The following is a 12575-nucleotide window of genomic DNA, read 5'->3' as shown; positions in this document are numbered from 1 at the left end:
GATCAATCTTGACCAGCCGCGCCTGCCCTACCCTTGCCTGTCCTGACTTTGCCTGTCCGGGCCTCTCCTGTCTGACGACGCCGGTCGCTGTGGCTCCAAGCGAATGAAGCTGCTTCGTCTTTCCGCCCAGATCCACAAATGGATCGCGGTTCTGGTCGGTTTGCAGATACTGTTCTGGGTCGGCGGCGGTCTGGTCATGACCGCCATTCCGATCGAGACTGTCCGTGGCGAGCACAGGGTGCGGACGGCGCAGCCCCAGGCGCTGGACCTGACCGGCATACGCGCCCTCGACGCGGTCGTCGCCGAGCGGAATCTGACGCCGACGCGCGCCGAGCTTAAATCGACGCCGCGCGGCCCCGCCTGGCTGCTGACACCGACGGAAGGCGCGCCGATCACCCTGGACGCGCGCACGGGTCAGACGTTTGCACCGCTGGAAGCAGACGAGGCCCGGCGACTGGCGACGGCTGTTTATCGCGGCGGGGCCCAGGCCGTCGCGGCGACGCGGCTCAACGACGCCAAGCGCGAGACAGGTCGCACGGGTCCGCTCTGGCGTGTCGATTTCAATGACCGGGAAAAAACCCGTTTCTACGTCTCGCCCGACACCGGCGAGGTCATAACGCGCCGGTCCGCCGTCTGGCGTCTGTACGACTTCTTCTGGCGCCTGCACATTCTGGACTTCAAGACAGGCGAGAACTTCAACCACCCGCTGCTCATCGCCGCCAGCGCCCTGTCGCTCGTCGTCGTCCTGTCCGGCTTCGTGCTGCTCTGGATCAGGCTAGAGCGCGATTTCGTGCAGTGGCGCGTCCGTCGCGGCGGCAAACCGCGCCGGACGTCGGGACGGACAGGCAATTCCTGAAGGCGCCGCCCGGTCGTCATGGCGGCGGTCAGGCAATGGCGATGACGCCGGGATCATCCGGCGTCATCGCTCGCCTCAGGGGGTCAGTGAACCATGAAACGCACGGCGCCGTTCACGGCTTGCCCATCAGCGCCCTGAGCGGTCCAGTTCAGGGTGTAGTTGCCCGCCGCGAGACGCGGCAGGGCCGTCGAGACCTGCCTGGACGCCGCCGCCGCCGTCACCGGCGCCTGAATGGCCGCACGGCCCTGCGGCGTGATGGTGACGCTGCGCAAGGTCATCGGCTGAGGGAAAGTCGCCGAGAAACGCTGCGGCGAGCCATTCAGCATGGCCCCGTCCGCCGGGACGGTGACGACGCCGCTCGGCGTCGCCGCCGAAGCCTGGGCGCGCGGCGCAGAGCCATGGTCGCCGTGACCGGCGTGGCCCTGTTGCTGGGCCAGAACCGGCGTGGCGATGAAAACAGCCGCGACAGCGGCCAGCAGGGTGGATTTACGCATGTCTTTTCTCCTTAGAACCACGCACGCACACCAACGACCACCCGGGTGTGCTCGGGCTCCCCGCCCATGGCGCGCGTCAGGTCGGCGGTGCCGCCCAGATCGCTGCTCCATTCGACCCCGACATAGGGGGCGAATTCCTTTTTGAACTCGTAGCGAAGGCGCACTCCGGCCGAAACATGGGTCAGACCTGACGCCAGTTGCAGTTCAGGAATGTCCGAAGCCGACGCCTCGACCTCCACACGCGGCTGCAGGATCAGCTTCTGGGTGATGCGCTGGTCATACTCCGCCTCGAAACGTGCGGTCAGGTCGCCCTCGGTCGACAGAAAGGCCGCACCGTCGACCTCGAACCAATAGGGCGCCAGTCCCTGGATGCCCAACACCAGATGGGTCGTGTCTTCTCCACCCTCGCGGAAGTCCTGACGCACGCCCGCCTGGACATCCCAGAAGGGCGCGACAGCCCGACTGTAAAGCGCCTGGACTTCACCCTCGACCTCGCCATCGCCGCCGAAGTCGCCGCCGCCCTCTGACTTCCACCAGAAGCGGTTGATGTCGCCCCCGGTCCAGCCGCCGACATCCCACGCCCAGTTTTCGTTTCCGTCGCCGAAACCGGCCTCAAGCCGATCAATGACCACGGCCGTGGTGCGAATATCGCCATTCTCGCGCACCAGAACCTCGCGCGCGCTCGACATCGCCGCCTCGCCGAAGATGGCGTCCGCCGCATGGCGCGGACCCGACAGCGCCGCAGCCGGCGGCGGCGGGACAGGCGGACGTCCGGCGTCATTGGCGCTGGTCGGCACATCGGGCGGCCCCATGCTGGTCATGCCGCTCATGTCGTGACCCGCATGCGGATCGGCCTGAGAACTGGCCTGAGAACCAGCCTGAGACATGGCGCTCATATCGTGGCCTGCATGTGGGTTCCCGGCCTGAGGCGTCATGGAACTCATGTCGTGACCCGCATGCGGGTCCGCAGCCTGAGGCGCCATGGCGCTCATGTCGTGGCCGGCGTGCGGATCGGCCTGCGTCGGAGCCGGGGTCTGCGTCTGAGCCGGAGTCTGGGCCGGGCGCTGGGCCGCGCTCATGTCGTGCCCCGCATGAGGGTCCGCGGCTTGAGACGTCATGGCGCTCATGTCGTGACCTGCATGTGGGTCGCTTACGGTGGCCGCAGGGGTCTGCGGCGCGTTCTGGGCGGACGGGTGCTGACTGTGATCCTGAGCCGAAACCGTCCCTGCGGCGGCCATCAGAGGCAGAAGACCGATCGCGAGCCGGATCATGCGGCGTCTCCATCGAGGGGTCGCACGGTCACGACGTTGAACATGCCCGCATGCATGTGCATCAGCATGTGGCAGTGGAAGGCCCAGTCGCCCGGCGCATCGGCGGTCAGGTCAAAAGTGACCTTGGAGCCGGGCGCGACATTGACCGTGTGCTTCAACGGCTGATGCCCGGCCGGCCCGCCCGTCACCAGTTCAAAGAAGTGGCCATGCAGATGGATCGGGTGGGACATCATGGTGTCGTTCACCAGCGTCACCCGCACGCGCTCGTCGCGCTCGAAGCGGATAGGCTCGACCAGTTCAGAGAATTTTCGACCGTCGAAACCCCACATGAACCGCTCCATATTGCCGGTCAGGTGGATTTCCATCGAACGCGCCGGGGGCCGCTGATCCTTGTTCGGCGTCAGGGACACCAGATCGGTATAGACCAGCACGCGATGCGGTTCGTTCTCCAGCCCCATGGGCCGTTCAGCCAGACGGTTGGCGGGCGACGGCGCCACCATGTCCACCCCGACGCCCACCGCCATATTGGCCGGCGCATTGTCGGGATTGCGCATGTCATGGCCCATGTTTCCATGATCCATGGGCGCGGCCTGTCCCATGCCGTCCTGCGCCATGGCGGAATGATCCATGCCGCTCATGTCCATGCCGCTGTGGTCCATGCCGCCCATGTCCATGCCGCTGTGATCCATCCCGGCCATGCTTCCCATGCCCATGTCGCGCATGGTCAGGGTCGGCACCTGCCGGAGGGGGGGAACCTCCGCCGTCATGCCCATACGGGGGGCCAGTGTCGCCCGCCCCATGCCCGAACGGTCGACCGCTTCGGAGACGATGGTATAGGCGCGGTCCTCGGTCGGCTGGACGATGACGTCATAGGTCTCGGCCACTGAAATCTGGAACTCGTCCGTCTCGACCGGCCGCACATTCTCGCCGTCGGCATTGACCACCGTCATGGCCAGACCCGGAATGCGCACGTTGAAGATGGTCATAGCCGAGGCGTTGATGACGCGCAGCCGCACCCGCTCTCCCGGCCGGAACAGACCCGTCCAGTTCTCCTGCGGGCCATGGCCGTTGATCAGATAGGTGTAGGTCGTCCCGGTGACGTCCGAGATGTCACGCGGATCCATGCGCATCGATCCCCACATGCGCCGATCAGCCGGGCTGACGCCGTCCTCACCGGACAGCAGGCCCGCCAGGGTGGTGCGCTGCTGGTTGAAATAGCCGGGGCTTTTCTTCAGCTTATCCAGGATCTGGTGCGGATGCATGAAGCTCCAGTCCGCCAGCACCAGCACATGTTCGCGGTCATAGGCCGCGGGATCGGTCCCGGCCGGGTCGATGACCAGGGGCCCGTAATGGCCCATCGCCTCCTGAAGGCCGGAATGCGAATGATACCAGTAGGTCCCCGACTGGATCACCGGAAACTCATAGACAAAGGTTTCGCGCGGGCGGATGCCGGGAAAGCTGATGCCCGGCACACCGTCCATCTGGAACGGCAGCAACAGGCCATGCCAGTGGATGGATGTGTCCTCGTCCAGGGTGTTGGTCACCATCAGCCGGACGTTCTGCCCTTCGCGCAGCCGCACCAGCGGCGCAGGCACGGTTCCATTGACAGTGACGGCATGACCGGTGCGCCCGCCGACGGTGAACGGCGAATGGCCGACGCTGAGGCGAACCTCTGGCCCTTCAAGGGTCGGCAGCGTCGGCGCGAGTCCCCGCGACCCCGACTGCGCCCATGCCGGCATCAGCCCCTGAGCCGCCCACAGCCCCGCCGCGCCGCCAAAGAGGGCCCGTCTATGAAGCCTCATGCTCTACTCCGCCTGGATTATGCCCGCCTCGCGAGCCTTTTATCAAATTTACGCAAGAAAAAGCCGCGCCCCTCGCGACAGGGCGCCGCACCCTTCGCCGCACCGCCATTCCGGCGTGACGGATGGCCAAGTCCGCCTCAGACGTCCCGAAGCCTGGACAGACTGGCCGCAAGACTGCGACGCGCCCTGGCCACGCGCGTCTCGACGGTCTTGATCGAGACGCCCAGAATCGCGGCGGCCTGCGCCTAACTCAGGCCGTCCATAGCCGTCAGCAGCAGCGGCTCCTTCAATTTCGGAGGCAGGGCCACGACTGAACGGTCAAGGGCCGAGAGCAGTTCCCGCGTCGCGAGACTGTCATCAGGCGCAGGCGCGCCCTCCCCACCCTCAACGCCTCGGCGCTGTCGAGCGGCGCCGGCGGGCGGCGCGGGCTTCAAGGCTCTTATGGGTCACCGACGCTCATGCGCCCTCGGCGAGAATCGCGACAACCAGCTTCCCGTCGAACCGATCCGCCTGAACCGGCGTCTCACCATTCTCATTTCGGAAATGTGCGTGATGGTCGCCTGCTGAAGCTCCCCTATGGCGTCATGGAAGTGATCGACGGCGGGCCGCACGACGCTCACATCCCCGTCGCTGGCGGAAATGGCGGCGGCCAATTCTCGATTCGCGGCCTGGACGCGGGCCTCGAGTGCGATCCGCCGGGGCGCGAAGCGCGCCTCAATAGCCTCGATACGGACGCCTTGATCGGCGTCAAGCGCCAGATCGCGGTAAACGATGGCATGCAGCGAGGGCGGCGCATCGCGTTTCTGCACCCAGGCGCCCCCGCCCCACGCCCCCCCGCGCCATGGCGATCAGCGCTAGAGCGACGGTGCCGGCGACCGACTTCCATCCCATCGACATCACCGACCCTCCAGCCGCGCGAGCGAGAATGCAGCAATATGAACTGTTCGGTCATCCCCCGGCATGCGCCGTCGCCTTGACGTGAGAGCGACGGCGCAATTGGACCCTCAGAAGCTGTAGCGCAGCCCCACGCCATAGGTCGCCGGGGCGCCGACCAGCCGCGACGCGCCGTTCAGCTCCGGGAAGTAGACCTCGTCGGTGATGTTGCGGCCATAGGCGTAGACCGCCCAGTTGGCCGCGCTCTCCAGTTCCACCCGTGCGTTCAGCAGGGTGTAGGCCTCAGCCGTATTGCCCGGCGCGGCGTTCAGGCGGTTGCTTTCCTCGCCGTGGTGCGAAACCGACAGCCGTGTGTCCAGGCGCCAGCCGTTGGCCAGCATCAGCCCGTGGTTCAGCGAGGCGGTGGCCGTCACGTCCGGCGCGCCCGGGAGGGGATCCCCGACCGTCGACAGCACCTCGGCCACGCGCGCCGAGCTGAAGGAGATGATCTCGGTGTCCAGGAAGGCCGCCGCCACATCCAGGTCCAGCGTCTGGTTCGCCCCTTCGAACAGCAGGGCGTTGACGGCGAACTCCACGCCCTTGCTCTCGGCCTCGCCGACGTTGGCGCGACCATTGGTGTCGTTGGCCAGGCGGGTCGTCGCCTGCAGCTCCTTGAACCTGTAGCTGAAGGCGTCCAGCGAGAGGCGCAGGCGGGCTGTCGTCCAGCGCAGCCCGGTCTCGTAGGCGATGACGGTCTCGGACTCGAACGGCAGGGTCTCGGCCTGGGTGAAGATGGAGGTGCCGTCGAAGCCGCCGCCGCGATAGCCTGTCCCCGCCGAGACGAAGACGTTCAGGTTCGGAGTGAAGGCGTACCTGGCCGTGACCCGGCCCGAGACATTGTCGTCCTCGAAAGCGCGGTCCCAGATGAAGGGGTTGGTCGTTGCGAAGGTGGTGGTGAAGGTCGAGATGCCCCAGGGGTTCAGGTCATCGTTGCGACCGCTGAAGGTCGCCTCGTCTCGCGTGTAGCGCAGGCCGCCCGACAGGGTCAGCTTGTCGGTCAGGTCATAGTCCGCCTGGCCGAAGACGGCGAAGCTGTTGCGGGTCTGCTTGTGCAGGTTGTCGTACTTGGTCCGGGCCGTATAGCTGGTCCAGTGGGTGTCGAAGTCGATGTCGTCCGAGACGTAGAAGACGCCCGCGATCCAGTCCAGGCGGCCGCCGGTGTCGTCGCTGAGGCGCATTTCCAGCGACGCCTGGCTCAGCGTCTCGTCGGCGTCGAAACGCGAGGCCGGATAGGGCGAACCGTCGCCGTTGCCCCGGACCGAACGGGTCGTGCCCTGGACGTTGCCGATCACGGCCAGGTTCAGGTTGTCAGCAAACCGATGCGCCAGCGCGGCCGACACGCCGTAGATGTCGATGCTCTGGGTCGGATATTCGGACGAATAGAACTCGTAGGGGTCGTCGTTCTCGCCAGCGTTGGCGATGTTGCTGTCCAGCGCCGCCGAGATGCGGTCGTACTGGCGCGTGTCGCCCCGGTCGCGGCTGCCGAACAGCTTCACGGTCAGGTTGGTGTCCGGCGTGAAGTCGAAGGCGACCGTGGCCCGGCCGGCGAACAGGTCCTTGTCGCCGAAGCCTTCGCGACGGCCCGGATCGACGATGGCCGGAACCTGGCTCTGGACGACCCCGCCGATGACCGGGCGATAGCCGGCCAGATCGCCCGCGCCCACGCCGGTCATGAAGCCCCCGCCCTGCTCGGCCAGGACGGCCAGACGCACGCCGATCTTGTCGCTCAGCGGCCCGCCGACAGCGGCCTCCATGGCGGTGTAGTCATGGCTGCCGATCTCGAGACGTCCGCCGCCCTCGACCACCTCGCCCGGCCCCTTGATGATGGCGTTGATCACGCCCGCCGTGGTGTTGCGTCCATAAAGGGTGCCCTGCGGTCCCTTCAGGATCTCGACCCGGTCCAGGTCGAACAGGGGCATGCCCAGATAGGCGTTGGAGGTCTGGTAGACGCCATCGACATGAAGGGCGACCGAGGGGTTGCCGTTGGGCTTGTAGTCATCGGCGCCGCCGATGCCTCGAATGCTGATCAGGCCGTAGTTGGTGCCGCCGAAGGCGTAGTTGACCGAGACGCCCGGAACCTCGTCCACCAAACCGGTCACGCTGTCTATGCCGCGGCGCTGGGCGTCGTCGCCGTCCAGCACCGTGACGGCCAGCGGCACGTCCTGGATTCGCTGGGCGCGCTTCTGGGCCGTGACGATCACGTCCTCGATGGCCGTGACGTCTCCGGTTCCGGCGTCAGCGCGGTCGACTGCAACAGAAAAGGTGCGCGCCCCGACCGGCGTCACGATCAGGCCCGTACCCTCCACCATGCGGCGCAGCGCCTCGGCGGGCGCCAAGACGCCGACCACGCGGTTGGCGCGACGGCCGCGCACGGCTTCCGGCGCGAACAGCACCTGCACGTCGGCGGTGCGGGCCAGGGTCGTCAGCCCCTCCTCCATCGACTGGCCTTCAATGGCGAAGGAGACGACTGCGCCGCCGTTCGGCGACTGGGCCAGAACCGGCGTCGCCGCTGCGACCGCGGCGACGGCCGAGCAGGCCAGAAGCATGCGCTTGAAGGCGCCGGCGCGCGGCTTGGAAATGAACATGGGAGCCCCTGAAAACTGGTCGGCCGCTCGTCGGCGGCTCCCCCTCAGAAACGAAAGGCGCCCTGCAGACCCCCACCCCGTCGTGGAAATTTCATCAAAGCGTAGCCGCCGCGTCAGACGATTTCCCGGGCGTTCCGATGCGCCATTCCCCGTCCGCCGTCCTCTGCACGGACAGGTCGAACCCGCGCGCCAGAGCCATGACGAACTCCTGCCCTCCGTCGTAACGGAAGGAGCCGGATATGCGCACCTCGCCAGCCGCCGCGTCCGTCAACGTCAGTCGTTCCGAGGCGTAGCGATTGAAGCTCTCGACCACCTCGCGAAGCGGCCGATCGCGCACGACCAGTCGCCCCATCCGCCAGGCCGTCGCGGCCTCGACATCGACGGGCGCGGCTCGCAGTTCGCCACCCAGCGCCTGTCCGCCCTGCCCCGCCGTCAGGAACAGATGCGCGCCTGCGCCGCCTCTTTCCACCAACCGCAACCGCCCTTCCTCGACGATCACCTCCGGCCGTAGATCCGCATGGGTCGCCTGGAACCGACCCTGTGCGGTCGTCACAAGGCGGTCGCCGACGCGCAGGACGAAGGGCTCGGCGTCCGGCAGGATGTGGAAGTAGGCCTGGCCGGCCTCGAGCACCGCCGAACGACGATCGGCGCCATAGTCGAGGCGCAGCCGAGAGGACGGCGCCAGGGTCACCTCCGACCCGTCCGGCAACGGCGCGGTCAGCCTCTGGCCCGCCTCCGTCGAGATCAGCGCCCGGGCCGGCGACGACGCCGTCATCACCCACACCCCGCCGCATGACGCCGCAACGGCCCCGCCGGTCAGGCCGAACAAGGCGCGTCGTCGCGTTAGGCGGCGGGCGCCGGGCCCCAGGGCGGCCGCTCGCAGCGCCAGCATCTGCGCCTCGCCGGCGTCCAGCTCCAGCAGGCGCCAGGCCTGCTGGCAGCCGCGATAGGCCCGGGCGTTGTCGGGGTCTTCGTTCAACCACCGTCGGAACGCGGCCTCATCCTCCATAGGAGTCGGATCGCCGCTGTTCATCCGCGCGAACCAGAAGGCGGCCAGGTCGGCGTGATCGTCGTTGCTCGGCTCAGGGAGGAGAGAGGACATCAGCGATCCCCCTCGACCAGATCCAGCCGCAAGGCCGCCATCGCGCGCGCCATATGCTTCTCGACCGCGCTCACGGATATGCCCAACCGCCTCGCGATCTGCAGGTAGGTCAGGTTCTCGAACCGCCGCAGGATCACCACCTGGCGCGCGCGAGGCGGCAGGGCGTTCAGAGCCGCCAGCATTCTTTTCAGCCGCTGCTTCCCCGCGACGATCTGCTCGGCGCCGGGCGCCTCGCTCTGCGCGACCAGGTCGTCGATCCCGACATGCCGTCCCTGCCCCCGGGCCTGTTCATAGCGTCCCCGGTCCCGCACCATGTTGGCCGCCGCCTCGAACACATAGCCGTCGACGTTTTCAAGGCTGAGCAGATCGGCGCGGCGCAACAACCGGACGAACAGGTCCTGCACCATTTCCTCGGCGTCGGCCGGCGACCCGGACCGGCGCAGGAAGAAGTGAAACAGCGGTCCGCGAAGCCTGCGTGTCAGCCCCCCGAATCCGTCCTCGGACGCAAGGCCTGACGACGGAATATCCGCGCCGATCAATGTATCTGTCTGCTGGTTCACAGGCGGCTGATGACGCTCAAGCGTCACCGCCTGATGTCGGTTGCACGACAAATCCATATCAGTTGCGACGCTCCGGACGTCCGGAGGAAAAACGTCACACAGCATCGCTATGGGCGTCCGAACACGTAGGCTCGGGGCAGACTCATGGACATGTTCAAACGGATCGGCGCGAGCGTGGCTCTCGCCTTGTCGCTGGGCGGGGCGCTGCTTGCGCCTGCAGTTCCGGCCAGGTCCGAGATCTTCACCGTCGCCGTCGTTTCAGACACCCAGAACTATGCCGACATCACCCTGCCGCAACCACGCGGCGCCGATACCTTTGACCAGCAGATGCGCTATCTGGTCGATACGCGGCAGGACAAGAACCTGGCCTTCGTCACCTTCGTCGGCGACATCGTCCAGCATGGCGACGGGCAGTTCCGTCGGGCGATCCCCGACGCCGAGGGTGAATACCAGTTCTTCGACACGCGCGAGGAATGGGACATCGCCAACCGCGCCATCTCGATCCTCAGCCGCAGCGGCCTGCCGTTCGGCATGGTTCCGGGCAACCACGATTACGACAACTATTCCTGGTGGACCCAGGATGGCCCCGGCGCCTCCAAGCCGCTGGCTGGCGGCCGCACATGGAGCCTCTATTTCGGACCGACCTCGCGCCATTTCGCCGGCAAGGCCTGGTACGGAGGCGCGTCGGAAAATGGACTGAACAGCTATCAGACCTTCAACGGCGGCGGACGGACGTACCTGCACCTGTCGCTGGAGATGGAGCCCCCGCAATCCGCGCTGGCCTGGGCCCAGGGCGTGATCGACGCCCATCCCGGCCTTCCCGTCATGATCACCACCCACGAATGGCTGCGCCCTGACGCGCAGGAGCGATCAAACGGCTACGACAGCTATTTCCCGGGCGCCGACAACCTCGGCCCCGACCAGGTCTGGGATCGTTTCATTCGCAAGAACGCCATGATCTTCATGGTCCTGAGCGGACACAACTACACCCGCCCGGTGGACGGCGTGTCCAATGGCGAGAACCTTCGGATCGACCTCAACGACGCCGGGCATCCGGTCTATCAGCTGATCCAGGACTACCAGGGCAATACTGTCGGGCCGGACGGTACGGCGGGTTCGGCCAACGGAGGCGCGGGCTGGCTGAGGTTCATGGCGTTCGACACCGACACCCGGAAAATCCGCTTCTACACCTACTCGACCTTACTGGGGCGGTACGCTGGCCGTGACGGCGAAGCCACCTTCGGCGTCGCGCCCGAACGGTCCGAGTTCGAACTGCCCTTCCCGCCGCAGCTGTAGTCCCCGATTGCAGGGTCTTCCCCCCCTCCCATTCAGGCCGGCAGGCGGTTTTGCATCAGGCCGCCACCATCAGTTCTCGCCTGATACATGAGGCATGACCTGAACTATCTCAAGGAAGGGGCGAGGCGCATGGGCAATGCTCCGGCTTCGCGCGTTTCCTTCCATCTCTGCCGTTTGGAGGCGGCAGGCCTCATCGCCAGCCGCCGGAACGGCCGATCAATAATTCACAACGCCGTCTTCCCCGCCCTGTCTGATCTGGTGGCGCTCCTGATGCGAGACTGTTGTGACGGTCATTGCGAGTTTTGCGGTCGCGCTATCGAACTCTTCTTCCAATGCACCGGTCCCCCCGCGGACAAAGCTCGTAAAGGTCGGGCCGTCATCGATCTGGCAGCCGTTTCCATCCTCCCGGGGATGGATTGGGATGGGCGTCCATAAGCCTGCCTTGGCAGCGCCGTTGCGCCTTCAGGTGTTTGCCCTCAGCCCCGATCAAAGCCTCTAGCCAGGGTCGGGGCCAACTGGGCGAGGCCCTCTTTACCGATATCAAGGCTGACCTGTTGTCCCGACGCCAAAGTCGGCGTCCCGGGTCGAAGACGCGCGTAGTGTTCAAAGCCCCAGCATAGCACACGATTACGAAGCGCCTTGATCTCAATTCGTCATGCGCTCCCGTCTTGACCACCTCACGAGCGCCCGGGTCCGGCGATCCGAGCGATCCGCCCGCTTTCAAGCCGTCTCTGATTTTGACTCAGATAGCGACTAGCCCAAGGCACTGTATTTTCACCGATTTTCAGGGAGCTTTGCACTAATGTGCTAATCTTAGCGCTAAACGAACCGAGCTTTGGCGCTGCCTGATCTGACGGGCAGGCGCGTTCGATACCGATGTCTAGCGCGTCTGCGCCGCCTTTCGCCACGATTTCACTTTGATTTGGTGAGGCTTCGGGATTTTGGGATGGAGACAGCAAGGGCGGCGTGCTCACGCGGCTCTTTAAGGGATAGCTTGCGTATCCTTTTGGGCGTATAATCAGTGTTGATGGGGATGGAGCTCCCCGATAACCGCCGCAAGGCTGATAGCTCCTGCTATGCGAGAGGCCGCTTGGCCGCGCAATGGCGGGAGCATATGACCTTTCCCACCCATTGAGCGAAACCCGCGCGCCTCACAACACAATGGAGGCAAAATGGGATTTTTGATTGTTTTTCTAGGATCGGGTATCGGAGGCGCGATGCGCCACGGCGTCAATCTCCTGGCCGCAAAAACATGGGGCGAGGAGTTTCCGTTCGGTACGATGGCGATTAACGTCCTCGGCTCATTCGTCATGGGGCTGTTGGTTGAGCTGTTCGCATTCAAGTTCGGAATGAGCCAGCAGTGGCGACTGTTTCTGACTACTGGCGTCGTAGGCGGTTTCACCACGTTCTCGACATTCTCGCTTGAGGCGGCGCTCCTGTGGGAACGTGGGCATGTTTTGCAAGCATTCCTCTATGTGTCTGGTTCGGTGGTGCTAGGCATAGGCGCTCTGTTTGTTGCGCTGTACCTTGGCAGACACTTGCTAGGCATCAGTGATGCCTTGTAGGCAAGGGTGCAAATAGCGGCTCCCCGCCAGAACCAGTTTACAGATTAGCCAAAACGCATAGCCAATATTGGCGTTTTGGCGGTTTCTTAAACCACTGGCGCGCTTGCGCGC

At 65.7% G+C, this 12575-nt stretch carries 11 protein-coding genes and 1 riboswitch; of the genes, 3 read left to right on the top strand and 8 right to left on the bottom strand.

Annotated features, from left to right (window positions below):
• Window positions 1-103 precede the first annotated feature (103 nt).
• Window positions 104-856 carry a PepSY domain-containing protein gene (locus tag ACR9FL_RS07455; protein ID WP_184273080.1) on the top strand — a complete coding sequence of 251 codons (753 nt, stop codon included), beginning with the start codon at window positions 104-106 and terminating at the stop codon, window positions 854-856.
• An 83-nt stretch (window positions 857-939) separates the two neighbouring features.
• Here ACR9FL_RS07455 and ACR9FL_RS07450 read toward each other — a convergent pair whose 3' ends face one another.
• The 8 genes from ACR9FL_RS07450 to ACR9FL_RS07415 all read right to left on the bottom strand — a co-directional run bounded on the left by ACR9FL_RS07450 (window position 940) and on the right by ACR9FL_RS07415 (window position 9582).
• Window positions 940-1350, bottom strand: a complete 411-nt coding sequence (locus tag ACR9FL_RS07450; RefSeq protein WP_184273077.1) for a copper resistance CopC family protein — start codon at window positions 1348-1350, stop codon at window positions 940-942.
• An 11-nt stretch (window positions 1351-1361) separates the two neighbouring features.
• Window positions 1362-2621, bottom strand: a complete 1260-nt coding sequence (locus tag ACR9FL_RS07445) for a copper resistance protein B (protein WP_248118027.1) — start codon at window positions 2619-2621, stop codon at window positions 1362-1364.
• A complete protein-coding gene (locus tag ACR9FL_RS07440) occupies window positions 2618-4423 on the bottom strand; it encodes a copper resistance system multicopper oxidase (protein ID WP_436357892.1) in 1806 nt (601 codons plus the stop codon). The genes ACR9FL_RS07445 and ACR9FL_RS07440 overlap by 4 nt, the downstream gene beginning before the upstream one ends.
• A 137-nt stretch (window positions 4424-4560) precedes the next feature.
• The gene (locus tag ACR9FL_RS07435) at window positions 4561-4638 is read right to left on the bottom strand and encodes a hypothetical protein (RefSeq protein WP_436358132.1); all 78 of its coding nucleotides are present in this window, start codon (window positions 4636-4638) and stop codon (window positions 4561-4563) included.
• A gap of 231 nt (window positions 4639-4869) precedes the next feature.
• Complete coding sequence (locus tag ACR9FL_RS07430) at window positions 4870-5232, bottom strand: periplasmic heavy metal sensor (RefSeq protein WP_248118031.1); 363 nt, start codon at window positions 5230-5232, stop codon at window positions 4870-4872.
• Window positions 5233-5427: 195 nt separating this feature from the next.
• The gene (locus tag ACR9FL_RS07425; RefSeq protein ID WP_436357891.1) at window positions 5428-7941 is read right to left on the bottom strand and encodes a TonB-dependent receptor domain-containing protein; all 2514 of its coding nucleotides are present in this window, start codon (window positions 7939-7941) and stop codon (window positions 5428-5430) included.
• A gap of 94 nt (window positions 7942-8035) precedes the next feature.
• Window positions 8036-9043 (bottom strand): FecR family protein, encoded by a 1008-nt coding sequence (locus tag ACR9FL_RS07420; RefSeq protein WP_184273065.1) that lies wholly within the window; start codon window positions 9041-9043, stop codon window positions 8036-8038.
• A complete protein-coding gene (locus ACR9FL_RS07415; RefSeq protein WP_260398566.1) occupies window positions 9043-9582 on the bottom strand; it encodes an RNA polymerase sigma factor in 540 nt (179 codons plus the stop codon). Before ACR9FL_RS07415 ends, ACR9FL_RS07420 begins: the two co-directional genes overlap by 1 nt.
• 165 nt (window positions 9583-9747) lie before the next feature.
• Between ACR9FL_RS07415 and ACR9FL_RS07410 the strand changes: the two genes are divergently transcribed.
• Window positions 9748-10899 carry a metallophosphoesterase gene (locus ACR9FL_RS07410; RefSeq protein WP_313425379.1) on the top strand — a complete coding sequence of 384 codons (1152 nt, stop codon included), beginning with the start codon at window positions 9748-9750 and terminating at the stop codon, window positions 10897-10899.
• Between the two features lie 1020 nt (window positions 10900-11919).
• A riboswitch (Fluoride riboswitch) is annotated at window positions 11920-11980 on the top strand.
• Window positions 11981-12071: 91 nt separating this feature from the next.
• On the top strand, window positions 12072-12464 hold the full coding sequence (crcB, locus tag ACR9FL_RS07405) for a fluoride efflux transporter CrcB (protein ID WP_396490296.1): 393 nt from the start codon (window positions 12072-12074) through the stop codon (window positions 12462-12464).
• The last annotated feature ends 111 nt before the right edge of the window (window positions 12465-12575 follow it).

Origin of the sequence: Brevundimonas sp. CEF1, from assembly GCF_051353055.1 — a bacterium.
Lineage (GTDB): Bacteria > Pseudomonadota > Alphaproteobacteria > Caulobacterales > Caulobacteraceae > Brevundimonas.
The sequence above is the reverse complement of the archived record's forward strand: the minus strand, read 5'-3'. Positions and strand labels throughout refer to the sequence as shown.